Source organism: Mycolicibacterium lutetiense (assembly GCF_017876775.1).
GTDB lineage: Bacteria > Actinomycetota > Actinomycetes > Mycobacteriales > Mycobacteriaceae > Mycobacterium > Mycobacterium lutetiense.
In genome coordinates, this window is the sequence record NZ_JAGIOP010000001.1 from 1,455,273 (window position 1) to 1,471,823 (window position 16,551).

A 16,551-nucleotide genomic window follows, 5' to 3' on the forward strand; every position below is an offset into this window, starting at 1 on the left:
CAGAGCATTGCGCGGTGCACCCAAGGTGGAGGGTCCATGTGGTATTGGCTGTTCAAGTACATCCTGTTGGGCCCTATGCTGGCTGTTCTCGGCCGGCCGAAAATCACTGGGCTGGAACATGTTCCAGCCGACGGCCCGGCCATCCTGGCCAGTAACCATCTGGCGGTGATGGACAGCTTCTACCTGCCGTTGGTGGTCAACCGTCGCATCACTTTCTTGGCCAAGCAGGAGTACTTCACCGGTACCGGGATCAAGGGCAGGATTCTGGCCTGGTTCTACACCGTGGCCGGACAGGTCCCGATCGACCGCACCGATGCGGATTCGGCGCAGGCAGCCTTGGCCACCGGCGCCCGCATCCTCGGCGAGGGCAAGCTGCTCGGCATGTATCCCGAGGGCACCCGCTCACCCGACGGCCGCCTCTACAAGGGCAAGACCGGGCTGGCCAGGCTGGCGCTGGAGACCGGCGTGCCGGTGATCCCGGTGGCCATGGTCGGCACCGATGTGGTCAACCCGCCGGGGACCAAGGGGCTGCGGTTCGGCCGGGTCGAGGTCAGATTCGGTAAGCCCATGGACTTCAGCCGATTCGACGGTCTTGCGGGTAACCGCTTCATCGAGCGGGCCGTGATCGACGAGGTCATGTACGAGCTGATGGACCTGTCCGATCAGGAGTACGTCGACATCTACGCGGCGACCCTCAAGGAGAACCCCCAGCAGGTCAACGGTCAGCCGGTCGACACGACCAAGCCCGCGGCCCGTCTGCCGCACGCCGCGGCGGGTTAGGCCGCTTCGCCCCCGCTGAGTTGAACCAGCGGGGCGGCGGGCGCCGCGGTGGTCTGCCCCGACCTGGATGCGGACACGAACGCGAGGACGGCGATGACCGCGAGCGCCCACCACAGGTAGGCGTCACCGGCCAGCTGCCGCATCAACGATGCGGCGGTTTCCTGGTGCGGGGTCAGCAACGCGATGGGCGTCCACACCATCAGGGCGAGTCCGATCAGGGTCACCAGGGCCAGCGCCACCGCGGGCAGGCGGACGTTGCGCATCCGGTAGGCGAGCACGCCGGTCACCAACAGGGTGGGTAGTGACCAGACCCAGTGATGCGACCACGACACCGGCGACACCACCAGGCCGAACATCGCCACACAGATCAGGGTGACCAACGGCGCCTCGTCGGCGCCGGAGCGCAGGACCCGCCGGGCCGCCCAGACCGTCAGGGCCAGCACCGCGAAGCAGGCAACGACCCACAACGCGAACCGCGGCCCCTCGGACAGACCGAGCCGGGCCAGGGTGCCCGCGATGTTCTGGTTGGTGTTGAGGGTCGCCGTGCCGATCCGGTCGGTGTTGCGCACCGTCTCGGTCCAGTACTCGATCGAGTCGGTCCAGGCCAGGACGAACCCGGCGAGTGTCGCGGCCACGGTGGCCACGGCGGTGCGCAGCAGGGTGTGGATGTCGCGGCGCAGCAGGAAATAGAGCAGGAACACCGCGGGCGTGAGCTTGAGCGCGATCGCCAGGCCCAACAGGACGCCGCGCGGCCACGGCGTGCGGCGCGGCACGCAGTCGGCGATCACCAGCGTCATCAGCACCACGTTGATCTGCCCGAACTCGAAGTTCGACCGGATGGGCTCAAGCCAGATGACCGCGGGTGCCACGAGCGCGACCGCCAGCCAGCAGCGCCGCAGCCAGGCCGGCTCGGCGGTGATCGTGGTGTCCGGCCAGACGTCCAGCCGGGTCAGCACGATGACGGTCGAGACGATCAGAAGTACCAAGGTGGTGGCGGTGATCGCCACACTGGCCGCGGGCAACGAGAGCCAGGCGAACGGGGCGAACATGATCGCCGCGAGCGGGGGATAGGTGAACGGCAGGTCCAGGCCGCCCTGGGTGTGGAAGATGGCGCCGTCGGCGTATAGCGGCTGGTTGTCCAGCCACGCCCGCCCGCCCATCCGATATACGTCGATGTCGATGCGATAGGGGACGTGCCCCAGAAGCCGCCAGCCGACCAGGATCAACCCAGCCGCTGTGAGCAACTGAAAAAGCCGCCACCCGATCGTCGGTGCCCAACCAGCCCCACCGGGCGACTGCCGCTTACTCATGTCCTCAACAGACTATCGGGGGCCACCCTCTGACGGCGCATCCGCACTCGCGACGCGCGCGGGGCGGCGTAAGTTCTCTGTCCGTGCATGCGACCGTTCATCTCGATTTCCTCACCCGCGATCGCCTGCCGTTGCTGTGCTGCCTGGTGGCGTTCATTCTCACGTTCTTCGTGACGCGCCTCGTGGTGCGTTACATCCGCCGGAACGCCGGCGACGAACGGCCGCCGAAGTGGTGGCAGCCCCGCAACATGGGGCACGGTTCGGTGCACATTCACCACATGGTGATCGGCGTCGTGCTGGTGATGGTGTCGGGCGTGACGATGGTGACGCTCGCGGTCAACGGCGGTGTAGCGGAGTTCACCGTGGCCGCGGTGTTCTTCGGTATCGGCGCGGCCCTGGTGCTCGACGAGTTCGCACTGATCCTCCATCTTTCGGATGTGTACTGGGCCGAGGACGGCCGTACCTCCGTGGATGCGGTGTTCGCCGCGGTGGCCGTGGCGGGCCTGTTGATCCTGGGTTTCAATCCGCTGTCATTCTTTGATATCGGTATCTGGCGCGAGGACCAGTCGCCGGCCGCCCGGGCGCTCGTGATCGTGGTTGCGGTGCTGACCCTGCTCCTGGCGGTGGTGGTTCTGCTCAAAGGCAAGGTCTGGACTGGATTGGTAGGCATGTTCATAACCCCGTTGTTGTTCGTCGGGGCGGTTCGGCTGTCGCGACCGCATGCGCCGTGGGCGCGCTGGCGCTACACCGGCCACCCCCGCAAGATGCACCGCGCACTGGAGCGGGAGCGCTGGCTGCGCCGGCCCGTGGTGCAGGCCAAGCTGTGGTTGCAGGACGCGATCACGGGCATGCCGAAGTTCCCCGACGACGCCACCGTCGACGCGCAACTGGATCGCGAGATCCACGCGGCCCCCGCACCGGCGTCGTCAACTGTGGCCATCCGTGAGCGGACCGGACGGACCGCCTGATGCGCTACTTCTATGACACCGAATTCATCGACGACGGCCACACGATCGAACTGATCTCGATCGGCGTCGCCGCCGAGGACGGCCGCGAGTATTACGCGATCTCGACGGAATTCAATCCGGACCGGGCCGGCCGGTGGGTACGCAAGCACGTGCTGCCCAAGCTGCCGTCGCCGTCGTCGAAGCTGTGGCGGTCCCGGCGGCAGATCCGGTCGGAGCTGGAGGATTTCTTCGATATCGACGGTGACGAGCCGATCGAGCTGTGGGCCTGGGTGGGCGCCTACGACCATGTGGTGCTGTGCCAGCTGTGGGGGCCGATGACCGATCTGCCTCCGGCGATGCCCCGGTTCACCCGCGAGCTGCGCCAGTTCTGGGAGGAGCGTGGATCGCCGCGGATGCCGGCACGTCCGACCGATGCGCACGACGCGCTCGTCGATGCCCGGCACAATCTGCACCGGTTCGGGTTGATGACGGGGATCGGGCTCCCGCCGGCGCGGGAATCCGGGACCACACAATCCTGAAATCGGCCATTCACCGGCGGCTACCATGAACGGGTGAACTGGACCGTTGACATCCCCATCGACCAGCTGCCGCCATTGCCCCCGCTGACCGACGAGCTGCGTCAACGCCTCGATGCGGCGCTGGCCAAGCCGGCTGTGCAGCAGCCCAGCTGGGACGCGGACGCGGCGAAGGCCATGCGTACCGTCTTGGAGAGCGTGCCGCCGGTCACCGTGCCGTCGGAGGTCGAGAAGCTCAAGGGTCTGCTGGCCGACGTCGCCCGCGGCGAGGCCTTCCTGCTGCAGGGCGGCGATTGCGCCGAGACGTTCGTGGACAACACCGAGCCGCACATCCGGGCCAACATCCGCACGCTGCTGCAGATGGCGGTGGTGTTGACCTACGGCGCCAGCATGCCGGTGGTCAAGGTGGCCCGCATCGCCGGCCAGTACGCCAAGCCGCGGTCGTCCGACATCGATGCGCTCGGCCTGAGGTCCTACCGCGGTGACATGGTCAACGGCTTCGCCCCCGACGCCGCGGTGCGTGAGCATGACCCGTCGCGGTTGGTGCGGGCCTACGCCAATGCCAGCGCCGCGATGAACCTGGTACGTGCGCTGACCTCGTCGGGCTTGGCGTCGTTGGATCTGGTGCACAACTGGAACCGCGAATTCGTCCGGACCTCGCCGGCCGGGGCTCGCTACGAGGCGTTGGCCGGGGAGATCGACCGTGGCCTGAAGTTCATGTCTGCCTGCGGGGTGGCCGACCGCAACCTGCAGACCGCCGAGATCTTCGCCAGTCACGAGGCGCTGGTCATCGACTACGAGCGGTCGATGCTGCGCTTGGCGGACCGGGCCGAGAACCCGGACGGGCCGTCCAAGCTGTACGACCTGTCCGCGCACTATCTGTGGATCGGGGAGCGCACCAGGCAACTCGACGGGGCCCATGTGGCGCTGGCCGAGGTGATCTCCAATCCGATCGGGATCAAGCTGGGGCCCACCACGACTCCGGAGATGGCCGTCGAGTACGTCGAGCGGCTGGATCCGAACAACGAGCCGGGTCGACTGACGCTGGTGACTCGGATGGGCAACAACAAGGTGCGCGATCTGTTGCCGCCGATCATCGAGAAGGTTCAGGCCACCGGCCACCAGGTGATCTGGCAGTGCGACCCGATGCACGGCAACACCCACGAGGCATCGACCGGTTACAAGACCCGCCACTTCGACCGCATCGTCGACGAAGTGCAGGGGTTCTTCGAGGTGCACCGCGCCCTGGGTACCCACCCCGGTGGCATCCATGTCGAGATCACCGGTGAGAACGTCACCGAATGTCTCGGTGGGGCGCAGGACATCTCGGATTCGGATCTGGCCGGCCGCTACGAGACCGCGTGCGATCCGCGGCTCAACACCCAGCAGAGCCTGGAGTTGGCGTTCCTCGTCGCGGAGATGCTGCGCAGCTAGAGCGATTCCGGGCGGGCCGGTCGGCTAGAGCAGTGCGCCGATGTTGCTGCCCAGCGTCCACGCTGCGGTGGCGACCAGGCCCGTCAGGGTGAGTACCGCGATCACCCAGAACACCAGCACCCGTTTGGCGCGTTGGCGCGCCCAGTGGAACTCGCCGAGCTCGATACCGGCGAATTCCCCTGCCCCGAGCGAGTATTCGGCCGCTTCCGGATCGGCCGGGATCGGCGCCCAGTCGTGCTGGTCGCGGGTGATCTCCCGGGTGGGATGGCGCGGTGCGGGAGCAACCGGCGGGGCGGGAGGCGCGGCCGTCACGACGGTCGTGGTCTCCGCGCGGCGATCGTCGGGGGCCCCGAGGTCATGCACGCGGGTGGCGGCCAGGTGCTGTGCCGACTGCTGTGGTGCGGGTACCCGGAATGCCGGAAGGCCGAGGTTGTCGACGATCTCGGCCAGCTCGGCCCGCATCGCGTCGGCGTCGACGAAGCGCTGTCCCGGATCGCGTGCGGTGGCCCGGCGCACGAACTGGTCGAATTGCGTTGGTACCCCGGCGATTACCCCGCTCGGTGCGGGTACATCGTTATCCATGCGCTGATAGGCCACGGTGAGCGCTGAGTCCCCGGTGAACGGCGTGACGCCCGTGAGCAGTTCGTAGGTGAGGATGCCGACGGCGTACACGTCGCTGCGCGGGTCGGCGTCGCCGGTGCTCACCTGCTCGGGGGACAGATATGCCGCGGTTCCCAGGATCACGCTGGTCGAGGTTATCTTCGCCTCGGCGACGGCGCGCACCAGACCGAAGTCGGCGATCTTGACCTCGCCGTCGTCGGAGATCAGGACGTTTTCGGGCTTGATGTCGCGGTGCACGAGGCCGGCGCGGTGTGCCACCGCGAGCCCGCCGAGCAGCGGAGCCAGCACCGCGGCAACCGCGTGCGGGGGCATCGGGCCGCGTTCGGCCAGCAGTTCGCGGAGCGTGCCGCCCTCGACCAACTCCATGACGAGAAACGGGTGTTGATGGTCGAGTCCCTGGTCATAGACGGCAACCAGTCCCGGATCCTTCAACCGGGCCACCGCCTTGGCCTCGCGCCCGAACCTGGTCAGGAAGTGGCTGTCGCCGCTGTAGCGGGAGTCCATCACCTTGAGCGCCACGGGGCGGTCCAGGCGGACGTCGAGGCCGCGGTAGACCGTGGACATGCCGCCGGTTGCGATGGCGGTGTCCACGCGATAGCGCCCGTCGAGCATGGTGCCGACGAGTGGATCCGATTGCTGCTCCACGGGACACATGTTACGAGTTGCGGCCGTGGTCCTAGAATCAGTGTGGTGAGCAGCATTCCGGTCGCCGATGACGTCTTGGACCCCGATGAGCCCGTCTACGACCTACCGACGGTGTCGCGTTTGCTCGGCATCCCGGTCACCAAGGTCCATCAACAGTTGCGCGACGGGCAATTGCTCGCCGTGCGCCGCAATCGCGTCATGGTGGTGCCGGAGATCTTCTTCGACGAGAACGGTCAGGTGGTCAAGCACCTGCCCGGCCTGCTGGTCGTGCTGCGCGACGGCGGGTACCGCGACACCGAGATCGTGCGCTGGTTGTTCACCCCGGACGAGTCGCTGACGATCACGGCAGACGGCCGCACCGACCGGGTGCCGAATGCCCGCCCGGTCGACGCCCTGCATTCCCACCAGGCACGTGAGGTATTGCGCCGCGCGCAGGCGCTAGGTTACTGACGGCTGGTTCTCGGCCGCCGGCTCAGGCTCAGGCCGCTCGGGTGCGCGGTACAGCGAGTACCACGCCACTGCCGCACATGCCGTGGTCAGCAGGACGTGCGCCCATGAGTACATGCCGTGTGCCCCATCGGGTTTCCACATCACCATGATCCAGGTGGACACTCCGGCCACCACCGCGATGGCGGGCCGGGTCTGGATCAGGGCGGCCGCCACCGCCAACGGCCACGTGTAATACCAGGGCAGTGCGGCGGGAACGAACAACACGACCACCGCCATGGCCAGGGCGGTGCCGATGAGGGCTTCGCGGTCGGTGTGCCGGTAGCGCCACCACAACAGCGGCAGGGTGATCAGAATGATGAGGATGCCGATGATGCGGGTGACCTCGAGCACGGCGTAGAAGTTCACCGGGAAGATCAGGCCACCGATGCCGTTGATCAGGTTGGCGGCGGCCGTGGGGACGGTCAGCCAGTTGATGATCTTCACGTTGCCGGCCGCGAGGGCGGACAGCCAGCCCAGGCCGACGCCGGCCAGCCATGACGTCACCGCGAACACCGCGGCGAGGATCGCCATGGAAGCGGCGGTCGCCAGGACGAATGCCCGCACCGGTGGGTGGCCGTGGCGGTCGCGCAACTGGCGCGTCCATACCCAGACGACGAACGGAAGTGCAAGGCCCGCGGTCGCTTTGACTGCGACGGCCATGGCGATCAGGCCGACACCCCAGACGGGGCGTTGCCGGAATGTCAGTGCGATGCCGGCCATCATCAGCCCGACCATCAGCATCTCGTTGTGTACGCCACCCATCAGGTGGATGATCACCAGCGGGTTGAGCACGCAGACCCACAGCGCAGTGGCCGGACTCGCGCCGATGTGGCGGGCGACGCGCTGCGTCGCCCAGATCAGCAACGCCAGGCCGGGCAGCATGCACAGCCGCAGCAGCATGGTGCCCGCCACGATGTTGTCGCCCACCAGCATCGTGACGAACTTCGCGACCAGGATGAAGGCCGGTCCGTACGGCGCGGTGGTCGTCGTCCAGATCGGGCTCACGTTGTCCAGCAGCAGGTTCGGATTCTCCACCGGCCCCACCACGTAGGGGTCGAACCCGTCGCGCAGCAGCGCCCCCTGGGCGAGGTACGAGTAGGTGTCCCGGCTGAACAGCGGAACGCTCAGCAGCAGGGGTGCGAGCCAGAAACCTGTCGTGGCCACCATGGTGTATTCGGTGGCGGTGCGGTCGATCACGCGCCGGCCCAGCCACAGCCAGGCGATCAGCATCACCGCGATGCCGACCCACAGCAGGATCGAGGACAGCACCAGGCCGTGCCCGAATCGCAGCCAGGACAGGTGCAGGGACTCCAGGAGCGGGTCGTGCAATCGGGTGCTGCCCGCACCGAGTCCGCCGATGGTCAGCAGGGTGGCGCCCAGGAAACCCAGCCGGGCCGGGCGGGCATCGGCGGACACCGCGAATGCGGCCAGGCGTGAGAGGTGTTGCGCGACCCCGGTGCTCGAGGTCTCGGTCGGTGTGTGTGTCATGACGTGCTGGCCGTGCTCCTATGCCGACCGGTTCGCCGCGAACCGGGCGATCTCCGCCAGACCGGTCTTTGCCTGGGCGTGAATGGGGGCAGCCGCCAGTGTGTCCAGGGCGCGGTTGGTCAGCAGCTCGATGTGCGCCTCGACCGCGGCCAGGGCGCCCACCGACTCGATGGCCTGGCACAGGTCGCCGACCTGGGCGTCGGACAGCTCGGTGCCCACCGAGGTGCGAAGCAGCGCTGCGGCTGCGGGGTCGGATTTGTCGGCGAGCTCGAGTGCCTCGGCCAGCAGCACCGTGCGCTTGCCGGATCGCAGGTCGTCCCCGGAGGGCTTTCCGGTCACCGCCGGATCGCCGAACACCCCGAGCACGTCATCGCGGAGTTGGAAGGCGACGCCCAGGTCGTTGCCGACCTGGTGGAAGATCTGCTGCACGTCGGGCCGGTCGGCGGCCGCGGCGGCGCCCAGCTGCAGTGGCCGGGCCACGGTGTAGGACGCGGTCTTGTAGGTGTTGACGTTCATCGCCGAGGCCACCGATTCGGCACCGCTGGATTCCGCGACGATGTCGAGGTACTGGCCGCCGAGCACCTCGGTGCGGATATGGCGCCAGACCTGCTGAACGCGCTGCTGCGCGTCGGCGGGGATGTCGGCCGATGCGACGATGTCGTCGGCCCAGGACAACGCCAGGTCGCCGGCCAGGATGGCCGCCGACAATCCGAACTGCCGCGACGAACCGTGCCAGTTGCGGTCGCGGTGCCGGTCGGCGAACAGCCGGTGGACGGTGGGCAGGCCACGGCGGGTGTCCGAGTCATCGATGACGTCGTCGTGTACCAGCGCGCAGGCCTGAAGCAATTCCAACGCGGCGAAGAATCTCAATACATCGGGACCTGCGGGTCGGTCGGCCGGTTCGATCACCGCGCGCCAGCCCCAGTAGGCGAAGGCCGGGCGCATCCGCTTGCCGCCGCGCAGGACGAATTCCTCGAGAGCCTCGGTCAGTTCGGCGTAGTCGGTTCCGATGTACTCGCTGTCGTGGCGGCGCTCACGCAGGTAGTCGCGTAGTTGGTCGGTGACGGCTCCGGCCAGCTCGACGGTTGACGGAGCCGATGTCTGCACGCTCAGCGCCCGCCCCTTTCTGTCGTCAACGGTGTGTCCGGTGAGTGCATTCAGGGTAGAGCGTGCCACGTGTTTCGTATCAAGTGCGTGGCGTAGCGATGCGCTCGGCGGGGGACGGTGCGTGCGGTCAGTCGCTGCCGGCGACCGGGTCACCCGGCTTCGGGGAGGTGTCGCGGCTCATCCAGGCCAAGGCCCCGATGGCGCCGGCGACCAGGAATGCGCCGACGATGAGCCAGATGGTGGCGGTGGTGAAGGACCGGGCGCTGGGATCGGTGTAGCGGGCCTGGGCGCTCATGGTGCTGACGATGCCCGGCCGCAGTTTCCATTCCACGATCGAGGAACTGACCTGGTCGCCGTTGGTCGAGGTCACTTCTCCGGGGAACGACACGGTGAGCAGAACGTCGGCCTGCGGATCGTTGAGTGAGGTGAGGTCCACCCGGCCCTCCAGGATCACCAGGTCACCGGCGCGGCGCAGAGAGATGTCGACACCGGCGGCATCCCGGTTCATGCCGGCCAGCTGGGGCAGCTCGGCGAACGTGAGGTCGGAGAACACCGCCTGGGAGCCGACGAAGTCGTCGCGGCGGTAATCCGAGACGGCGACCTTGGGGGCGAAGGGGAGGTTGTTCAGCAGTTGCGGACCCCGGTCGTCGGCGTCGCGCGGCTGGGCTGCGGCGATGATCTGACCGGACACCCGGTCGTCGGGGGAGACCGTGATCGAGGCGCGGACGCGGACGCAGCCCACCACCATGGGCAGGATCACCAACAACATCATCCACGTGAGCAGGCGGGTGCGGGTGCGGCGGCTCGGTGGTCGGACATGCACGCTGGTCATCGTGCCAGATCTCACAACGGCAGTGGGCGACCGAGGATGGCGAACGGGCGGGGGTCGCCGGCGAAGTGGTAACCGCGGATGACGTCGGTGAAGCCCAGCCGCCGGTACAACCGCCACGCCCGATTGGACTCGCCGATGATCTCAGGGGTCGACAACAGCACGTGAGATTCGGCCCGTCCGGCCAGTAGTTGCCTGGTCAGAGCCTCGCCGAGGCCTTGTCCCTGAGCTCGGGGCTCGATGTGCAGCTCGGTGAGTTCGAAGTAACTGGCCATCAGGTCGGCGATGTGCCCGGGGTTGGCGCCGATTCTCTGCAAACCGGAGATGACCTGTTGTTGCCACCATTGATCCGGCGCGCCGCTGTAGCCGTATGCGATCCCGTTCAGTGGTGCGTCGAGCAGGTCGGCCCGGTCCGGGCCGGTTCCGGATTCCGGATCGGTGTCGGCGGCCTCGACCGCGGCCACACATTTCCAGCCTGCGCGCCGGGTGTGTTCGAGCCACAGCGCGGCGCGCTGCTCCTCGGTTCCGCGTGGGTAACGCATGGCGTCGACGTACACGCGCAGCGCCTCGGGAAGCCGGCGCTTCATGTCGTCCGGCGACAGATCGATGAGATACGTCGCCAATGCCTTCGCCCTTCCGCCCGCCTGGTGTCCTGCCCCACTCATTATCTTCAGCATTATCCGGGCAGAGGACGTTCGGTCCCCTCGACCCGCGTCATCTCACGACGACCTACAATCGACGGCGAACAAGGTGGTACGGCTCGGATCGACCTCGTATCATTAGCGTTAGGTGCCCGTGATTGCGGGCACGTGAAATCTTGACAGCGACGGCGGCGTCGGCAAGGAGGGACGAATGCCACTCTCCGATCATGAGCAGCGCATGCTCGACCAGATCGAGAGCGCGCTCTATGCCGAGGATCCCAAGTTCGCCTCGAGCGTTCGTGGCGGCTCTTTGCGCGCGCCATCAGCTCGGCGCAGGCTTCAGGGCGCGTTGCTGTTCGTCCTCGGTTTGGCCTTGTTGGTAGTCGGCGTGGCGGTGGACTCACTGTGGCTCGGGGGTTTCCCGGCTCTGTCGGTGGTGGGCTTTGTGGTGATGTTCGGTGGCGTGGTGTTCGCCGTCACCGGCCCGCGCGTGGCCGGTGGTCCGGGGCGTACGGCCCAGGGGGCCGGCAATGCGACGCGGCAGCGTCGTCAGCGCGGCGGGTCGTTCACCACCCGAATGGAAGATCGGTTCCGACGCCGGTTCGACGACTGAGCCGTCAGACGGATTCAGGGGGCAGCCCGTAACGGGTTGCCCCCTTTTTTGTGCGTTCTGGACGGCCCGGGCCGGGCGTCGGGGGCCGGTCCAGCGACACGCCGGTGTCGGCTGCCGGGCGGGACCGTGGGGCGGTGTGGGGGAGGACCGCGGATTCTCAGGGAATTTCGCCCCACATCCCCCCACACTGTCACCGCAGGTCTCTACCTGCGGTTTTTGCATTTTCCCGATCCAGGCTTGCGGGTGAAGACGCGCTCAGCGTGGAGATTTGGGGTGTCTAGGTGGGGAGTGCACCCAAACATGGCGGATTAAATGGAGCAAAGTGGGGGATCGTGGGGTAAAGTGGCGGCCAACGGGAAAACGGAGTCCCGTTCGGAGGGCAGAAGGCAAAGCGACTCGGGATCCGAACCGGGTGGCGGGAGGTGTCCAGATGTTTCTGGGTACCTACACGCCCAAGCTCGACGACAAGGGGCGGCTCACGCTGCCCGCCAAGTTCCGCGACGTACTGGCAGGAGGGTTGATGGTCACGAAGAGTCAAGATCACAGCCTGGCCGTGTATCCGCGGGACGAGTTCGAGGAACGCGCACGCAAAGCGGTGGAAGAAGCGAAGGCGAATCCGGAACGCCGCGCGCAGTTGCGGGTATTCGCCGCGGCCGCCGACGAGCAGCGTCCGGATGGACAGGGTCGGATCACCCTGTCGGTGGATCACCGTCGCTACGCAAACCTGTCCAAGGAATGCGTGGTCATCGGGTCGATCGACTACCTGGAAATCTGGGACGCCGACGCGTGGCAGACCTACCAGCAGACCCACGAAGAAAACTTCTCCGCGGCCACCGATGAAACTCGCGACGTTCACTGATGGCGCCGCTGATGCGGCCGCTCAACCGGCGGCCGGCCTGGACTTAGCCCGTGCAGCGAGGCCTCTGCCCGAATTGGCCCTGGCGTACTTCCCCGACGCCAGGTCCGTTAATTCGGACAGAGACCCCGGTGCAGGGGCCATTCCGAGCGGAGGTGTTTCAGCGATGCCAGATTCCCCAGACGAGTCCGACTCCCAGGACCACGGCCACATCCCGGTTCTACTCGACCGCTGCGTCGAATTGCTCGCCCCCGCGCTCACCCGTCACCACGAGGACGGCACGGACGCAGTGCTGGTGGACGCCACCCTCGGCGCAGGCGGCCACTCCGAACGCTTTCTGACCGACTTTCCGGGTCTACACGTCATCGGGCTGGACCGCGATCCCACCGCGCTCGGCATCGCCGGTGCCCGGCTGGCCCAGTTCGGCGACCGGCTGCGGCCGGTGCGGACCCGCTACGACGGAATAGCCGGGGCGATCGCGGAATCCGGCTTCACTCGGGTCGACGGTGTGCTGTTCGACCTCGGGGTGTCCTCGATGCAACTCGACCAGACCGAACGCGGCTTCTCCTACTCCGTGGATGCGCCACTGGACATGCGGATGGACCCCGACGGGCCGCTGACGGCCGCGGACATCCTCAACACCTACGACGCCAAGTCGATCGCGCGGATCCTGCGCGACTACGGCGAGGAGCGCTTCGCCGGACGGATAGCCGACAAGGCGGTCAAACGGCGTGCGCACCAACCGTTTTCCACCACCGGCGAGTTGGTCGAGCTGCTCTACGAGGCGATCCCGGCCCCGGCCCGCCGTACCGGGGGGCATCCGGGCAAGCGCACCTTCCAAGCGCTGCGGGTCGCGGTCAACAGCGAACTGGACTCGCTGCGCGCCGCACTGCCTGCCGCGCTCGCCGCGCTGACCGACGGCGGACGGATCGTGGTGATGTCCTACCAGTCGCTCGAGGACCGGATCGTCAAGCAGGCTTTTGCTGCGGCCACCGCATCGCGGACCCCGCCCGGTCTGCCCATCGAACTGCCGGGCCATGAACCCGAATTCGTCACGTTGACCCGCGGCGCCGAGAAGGCCCGCCAGAGTGAGATCGATCGCAATCCGCGTAGCGCTCCGGTGCGGCTGCGGGCACTGGAAAAGGTGGGGGAAGGGGGCAACCGATGAAGGTCACGCGACCCGAGCAGCTGCGTGAGGCAGACCGCAGGCGTCCGGTGCGTCAACCCGCGCGGGGTGGCGGGCGGCGCACCGATCAGGCCCCGCCGCGCAAGCGCCGGCCAGGTTCCGAACAACGGCCCGCGCGCACGGCACCGGCTGCCGGACCGACTCAGCGGCCGGGTACCCGTCCGGCTCGGCCCAAGAGCACCAGCCAGGCCAAGGCGCGGGCGAAGGCTCGTAAGGCCAAGGCTCCCAAGGTTGTCCGTCCGCCACTGCGGGTCCGGCTGCGGGAACGTCTGCTGATCCGACTCGCCTCGATCGAGCTGAACCCGCGCGTCCTGCTCTCACGTGTCCCGTTCGTCGTGTTGGTGATCGCGGCGCTGGGTCTGGGACTTGCCGTCACGCTGTGGCTGTCGACCGGTTCAGCCGAGCGGTCCTACCAGTTGGGGCACGCCCGCCAGGTCAATCAGGGCCTGCTGCAACAGAAAGAGGCGCTGGAACGCGACGTGCTCGAGGCGCAGGCCGCACCGGCGCTGGCCGAGTCAGCCCGCAATCTGGGCATGATCCCGTCCCGCGATACCGCGCACCTGGTGCAGGATGCAGCCGGCAACTGGACCGTCGTCGGTACCCCCAAGCCCGCCGAAGGGGTACCGCCGCCCCCACTGAACACCCCGTTGCCCGAGGAGGCCCCGCCGGCCCCGCCCGCGCCCCCGGCCCCACGGGTGGTTGATCCGCGGGAGCTGACGGTGCGGGCGCCGCACCCGGGTTCACCTGCAGTTCCCGGTATCCCGGTCCCGCCGGTCGACGCAACCCATGGTGTGCCGGGAGCCGTACCGTCGGTGCCCGGGCCGGTCCTGCCGGGACCGCCCGCGCCGGCACCGGGCGTGCTCGCCGCGCCGGCGCCGGCCCCCCTGGTGGCACCCGCGCCGGTTGATCCCGCGCCACTCGCACCGCAACAGGTCACCGACCCGGCGCAGGCGCCCGTCGCCGGGGTGCCCACCGCGCCCGGGCCGGTCCTGCCTGCACCGGCCGCTCCGGCGCAGGCGCTGGCCGCCCCCGGCCCCGTCGTTCCGCTGGAGCAGTTCAGCCGACCGACGGCCCCGGCGGCGCATCTCCCGGCTGCCCTCGTCAACGCCCCGGCGCCCGCCGTATGAGCCGGCGCCCGGGTGGCCAGGGCCGGTCTCCGAAGCCGCAGCGGGCCAAGAAGGCCTCGTCCGGGCCGGGGCACGAGGCCGGGGTGCGTCGCACGCGGGTCGCGGCTGCCGAAACAGGTTTGCGCAGCTCGTCTTTCGTGTTCCGGCACCGCGCCGGAAACCTGGTCATGCTGTCGGTGCTGGTGATCGCGGCCGTGCAGCTGTTCACCCTTCAGGTGCCGAAGGCGGCGGGTCTGCGCGCCGAGGCAGCCAGCCAGCTCAAAGTCACCGACGTGAACCCGGCCATGCGGGGCAGCATCGTGGACCGCAACGAGGACAAGCTGGCGTTCACCATCGAGGCCAAGGCGCTCACATTCCAGCCGGTCCGGGTTCGCAAGCAGCTGGCCGAGGCCAAGGAAAAATCCAGCGAGGCACCGGATCCGGATCGACGGCTCTCCGACATCGCCAAAGAGGTCGCCACCCGGCTGGACAACCGGCCCGATTTCAAGACCGTGCTCAAGAAGCTCCGGAGCAACGAGACTTTCGTCTATCTGGCCCGCGCGGTTGACCCCGCGATCGCCAGCGCCATCATGGACAAGTTCCCCGAAGTCGGGGCCGAGCGCCAGGATCTGCGGCAGTACCCGGGTGGATCGCTGGCCGCCAACATCGTCGGCGGTATCGACTGGGACGGCCACGGTCTACTGGGGCTTGAGGATTCGCTCGACGCGATGCTGGCCGGTTCCGACGGTTCGGTCACCTACGACCGGGGATCGGATGGCGTGGTGATCCCGGGCAGCTACCGCAACCGGCACGACGCGGTCAACGGCTCCACTGTGCAGCTGACCCTGGATGACGACATCCAGTACTACGTCCAGCAGCAGGTGCAGCAGGCCAAGGATGCCTCGGGCGCCAAGAACGTCTCGGCTGTCGTGCTCGACGCGAAATCCGGTGAGGTACTGGCGATGTCGAACGACAACACGTTCGACCCGAGCCAGGACCTCGGTCGGCAGGAGAGTCGGCAGATGGGCAACCTGCCGGTGTCCTCACCGTTCGAGCCCGGCTCGGTGAACAAGATCATCACGGCCTCGGCTGCGATCGAGTACGGTCTGGCCAACCCGGACGAGGTGCTGCAGGTACCCGGTTCGATCGACATGGGTGGGGTCACCGTCCGCGACGCGTGGAACCACGGCGTGATGCCGTACACGATGACCGGTGTGTTCGGGAAGTCGTCGAACGTCGGCACCCTGATGCTGGCTCAGCGCGTGGGTCCGGATCGGTTCTACGACATGGTCAGCCGGTTCGGGCTCGGTCAGCGCACCGGCGTCGGCCTGCCGGGTGAGAGCCCGGGTCTGGTGCCGCCCATCGATCAGTGGTCGGGCAGCTCGTTCTCCAACCTGCCCATCGGACAGGGTCTTTCGATGACACTGCTGCAGATGACCGGGATGTACCAGACGATCGCCAACGACGGCGTGCGTATCCCGCCGCGGATCATCAAGTCCACGATCGCGCCCGACGGCAGCCGTACCGATGAGCCGCGGCCGGAAGGGGTTCGGGTGGTGACACCGGAGACCGCCCGCACCGTGCGCAACATGTTCCGGGCCATCGTGCAGCGTGACCCGATGGGCTACCAGCAGGGCACCGGCCCGCAGGCGGCGGTCGAGGGTTATCAGATCGCCGGTAAGACCGGTACGGCGCAGCAGATCAATCCGGCGTGTGGCTGCTACTACGACGACGTCTACTGGATCACCTTCGCGGGCATGGCGCCTGCCGATGATCCCCGTTACGTCATCGGCATCATGATGGACGCACCGCACCGCGCCGCGGACGGCTCACCGGGGTCCTCGGCTGCACCGCTGTTCCACAACATCGCCTCGTGGCTGCTGCAACGTCACAACGTCCCGCTGTCGGCCGATCCGGGGCCGCGGTTGACCCTGCAGGCGACCTGACCCCCATCGCCGTGGGT

16 protein-coding genes are annotated in these 16,551 nt (G+C 67.9%); 10 read left to right on the forward strand and 6 right to left on the reverse strand.

The genetic code is table 11. The features are described from left to right. The first annotated feature begins 36 nt into the window (after positions 1-36). Entirely contained in the window at positions 37-780 is a 744-nt protein-coding gene (locus tag JOF57_RS06965; RefSeq protein ID WP_209915216.1) for a lysophospholipid acyltransferase family protein, read from the forward strand. Here JOF57_RS06965 and JOF57_RS06970 read toward each other — a convergent pair. Beyond that, the gene (locus JOF57_RS06970) at positions 777-2,090 is read right to left on the reverse strand and encodes a glycosyltransferase 87 family protein (protein ID WP_209915219.1); all 1,314 of its coding nucleotides are present in this window, start codon (positions 2,088-2,090) and stop codon (positions 777-779) included. The two genes, JOF57_RS06965 and JOF57_RS06970, sit on opposite strands and share 4 nt — an antisense overlap. A gap of 83 nt (positions 2,091-2,173) precedes the next feature. On the opposite strand from JOF57_RS06970, the gene JOF57_RS06975 reads away from it, so the two are divergent. The 3 genes from JOF57_RS06975 to JOF57_RS06985 are packed head-to-tail and all read left to right on the forward strand — an operon-like array spanning position 2,174 to position 5,007. Continuing rightward, complete coding sequence (locus tag JOF57_RS06975) at positions 2,174-3,058, forward strand: hypothetical protein (RefSeq protein WP_209915222.1); 885 nt, start codon at positions 2,174-2,176, stop codon at positions 3,056-3,058. Continuing rightward, positions 3,058-3,576 carry a polyadenylate-specific 3'-exoribonuclease AS gene (locus JOF57_RS06980; protein WP_209915224.1) on the forward strand — a complete coding sequence of 173 codons (519 nt, stop codon included), beginning with the start codon at positions 3,058-3,060 and terminating at the stop codon, positions 3,574-3,576. The genes JOF57_RS06975 and JOF57_RS06980 overlap by 1 nt, the downstream gene beginning before the upstream one ends. A 33-nt stretch (positions 3,577-3,609) precedes the next feature. Then, positions 3,610-5,007: a class II 3-deoxy-7-phosphoheptulonate synthase gene (locus tag JOF57_RS06985; RefSeq protein WP_209915227.1), complete on the forward strand. Its 1,398-nt coding sequence runs from the start codon at positions 3,610-3,612 to the stop codon at positions 5,005-5,007. 24 nt (positions 5,008-5,031) lie between these two features. On the opposite strand, the gene JOF57_RS06990 is transcribed toward JOF57_RS06985, so the two are convergent. Further along, entirely contained in the window at positions 5,032-6,282 is a 1,251-nt protein-coding gene (locus tag JOF57_RS06990) for a protein kinase domain-containing protein (RefSeq protein WP_209915232.1), read from the reverse strand. A gap of 36 nt (positions 6,283-6,318) precedes the next feature. On the opposite strand from JOF57_RS06990, the gene JOF57_RS06995 reads away from it, so the two are divergent. Next, positions 6,319-6,723, forward strand: a complete 405-nt coding sequence (locus JOF57_RS06995; RefSeq protein WP_209915233.1) for an Rv2175c family DNA-binding protein — start codon at positions 6,319-6,321, stop codon at positions 6,721-6,723. On the opposite strand, the gene JOF57_RS07000 is transcribed toward JOF57_RS06995, so the two are convergent. The 4 genes from JOF57_RS07000 to JOF57_RS07015 all read right to left on the reverse strand — a co-directional run bounded on the left by JOF57_RS07000 (position 6,712) and on the right by JOF57_RS07015 (position 10,809). Then, positions 6,712-8,250, reverse strand: a complete 1,539-nt coding sequence (locus JOF57_RS07000; RefSeq protein ID WP_209915235.1) for an alpha-(1->6)-mannopyranosyltransferase A — start codon at positions 8,248-8,250, stop codon at positions 6,712-6,714. The genes JOF57_RS06995 and JOF57_RS07000 overlap by 12 nt on opposite strands. An 18-nt stretch (positions 8,251-8,268) precedes the next feature. Further along, entirely contained in the window at positions 8,269-9,357 is a 1,089-nt protein-coding gene (gene idsA2, locus JOF57_RS07005; protein WP_209915895.1) for a bifunctional (2E,6E)-farnesyl/geranyl diphosphate synthase, read from the reverse strand. A gap of 127 nt (positions 9,358-9,484) precedes the next feature. Next, entirely contained in the window at positions 9,485-10,189 is a 705-nt protein-coding gene (locus tag JOF57_RS07010; protein ID WP_209915237.1) for an LppM family (lipo)protein, read from the reverse strand. A gap of 11 nt (positions 10,190-10,200) precedes the next feature. Next, entirely contained in the window at positions 10,201-10,809 is a 609-nt protein-coding gene (locus tag JOF57_RS07015) for a GNAT family N-acetyltransferase (protein WP_209915897.1), read from the reverse strand. Positions 10,810-11,038: 229 nt separating this feature from the next. On the opposite strand from JOF57_RS07015, the gene JOF57_RS07020 reads away from it, so the two are divergent. From JOF57_RS07020 to JOF57_RS07040, 5 genes are all read left to right on the forward strand, one after another. Then, positions 11,039-11,440, forward strand: coding sequence for an SCO2097 family morphological protein (locus JOF57_RS07020; RefSeq protein WP_209915239.1), 402 nt, complete (start codon positions 11,039-11,041; stop codon positions 11,438-11,440). A gap of 430 nt (positions 11,441-11,870) precedes the next feature. Then, positions 11,871-12,299: a division/cell wall cluster transcriptional repressor MraZ gene (gene mraZ / locus JOF57_RS07025; RefSeq protein WP_209915241.1), complete on the forward strand. Its 429-nt coding sequence runs from the start codon at positions 11,871-11,873 to the stop codon at positions 12,297-12,299. Then, positions 12,277-13,464, forward strand: a complete 1,188-nt coding sequence (gene rsmH / locus JOF57_RS07030; RefSeq protein WP_407666543.1) for a 16S rRNA (cytosine(1402)-N(4))-methyltransferase RsmH — start codon at positions 12,277-12,279, stop codon at positions 13,462-13,464. The genes mraZ and rsmH overlap by 23 nt, the downstream gene beginning before the upstream one ends. Continuing rightward, positions 13,461-14,609: a cell division protein FtsL gene (locus JOF57_RS07035; protein ID WP_209915245.1), complete on the forward strand. Its 1,149-nt coding sequence runs from the start codon at positions 13,461-13,463 to the stop codon at positions 14,607-14,609. The genes rsmH and JOF57_RS07035 overlap by 4 nt, the downstream gene beginning before the upstream one ends. After that, positions 14,606-16,534, forward strand: a complete 1,929-nt coding sequence (locus tag JOF57_RS07040; RefSeq protein WP_209915247.1) for a peptidoglycan D,D-transpeptidase FtsI family protein — start codon at positions 14,606-14,608, stop codon at positions 16,532-16,534. Before JOF57_RS07035 ends, JOF57_RS07040 begins: the two co-directional genes overlap by 4 nt. Positions 16,535-16,551: the final 17 nt, after the last annotated feature.

Coding starts and splice junctions, on each gene's coding strand:
- JOF57_RS06965 (WP_209915216.1), top strand. CDS start 37: ATGTGGTATTGGCTGTTCAAGTACATCCTGTTGGGCCCTATGCTGGCT.
- JOF57_RS06970 (WP_209915219.1), bottom strand. CDS start 2,090: ATGAGTAAGCGGCAGTCGCCCGGTGGGGCTGGTTGGGCACCGACGATC.
- JOF57_RS06980 (WP_209915224.1), top strand. CDS start 3,058: ATGCGCTACTTCTATGACACCGAATTCATCGACGACGGCCACACGATC.
- JOF57_RS06990 (WP_209915232.1), bottom strand. CDS start 6,282: ATGTGTCCCGTGGAGCAGCAATCGGATCCACTCGTCGGCACCATGCTC.
- JOF57_RS07000 (WP_209915235.1), bottom strand. CDS start 8,250: ATGACACACACACCGACCGAGACCTCGAGCACCGGGGTCGCGCAACAC.
- JOF57_RS07010 (WP_209915237.1), bottom strand. CDS start 10,189: ATGACCAGCGTGCATGTCCGACCACCGAGCCGCCGCACCCGCACCCGC.
- JOF57_RS07020 (WP_209915239.1), top strand. CDS start 11,039: ATGCCACTCTCCGATCATGAGCAGCGCATGCTCGACCAGATCGAGAGC.
- mraZ (WP_209915241.1), top strand. CDS start 11,871: ATGTTTCTGGGTACCTACACGCCCAAGCTCGACGACAAGGGGCGGCTC.
- rsmH (WP_407666543.1), top strand. CDS start 12,277: ATGAAACTCGCGACGTTCACTGATGGCGCCGCTGATGCGGCCGCTCAA.
- JOF57_RS07035 (WP_209915245.1), top strand. CDS start 13,461: ATGAAGGTCACGCGACCCGAGCAGCTGCGTGAGGCAGACCGCAGGCGT.
- JOF57_RS07040 (WP_209915247.1), top strand. CDS start 14,606: ATGAGCCGGCGCCCGGGTGGCCAGGGCCGGTCTCCGAAGCCGCAGCGG.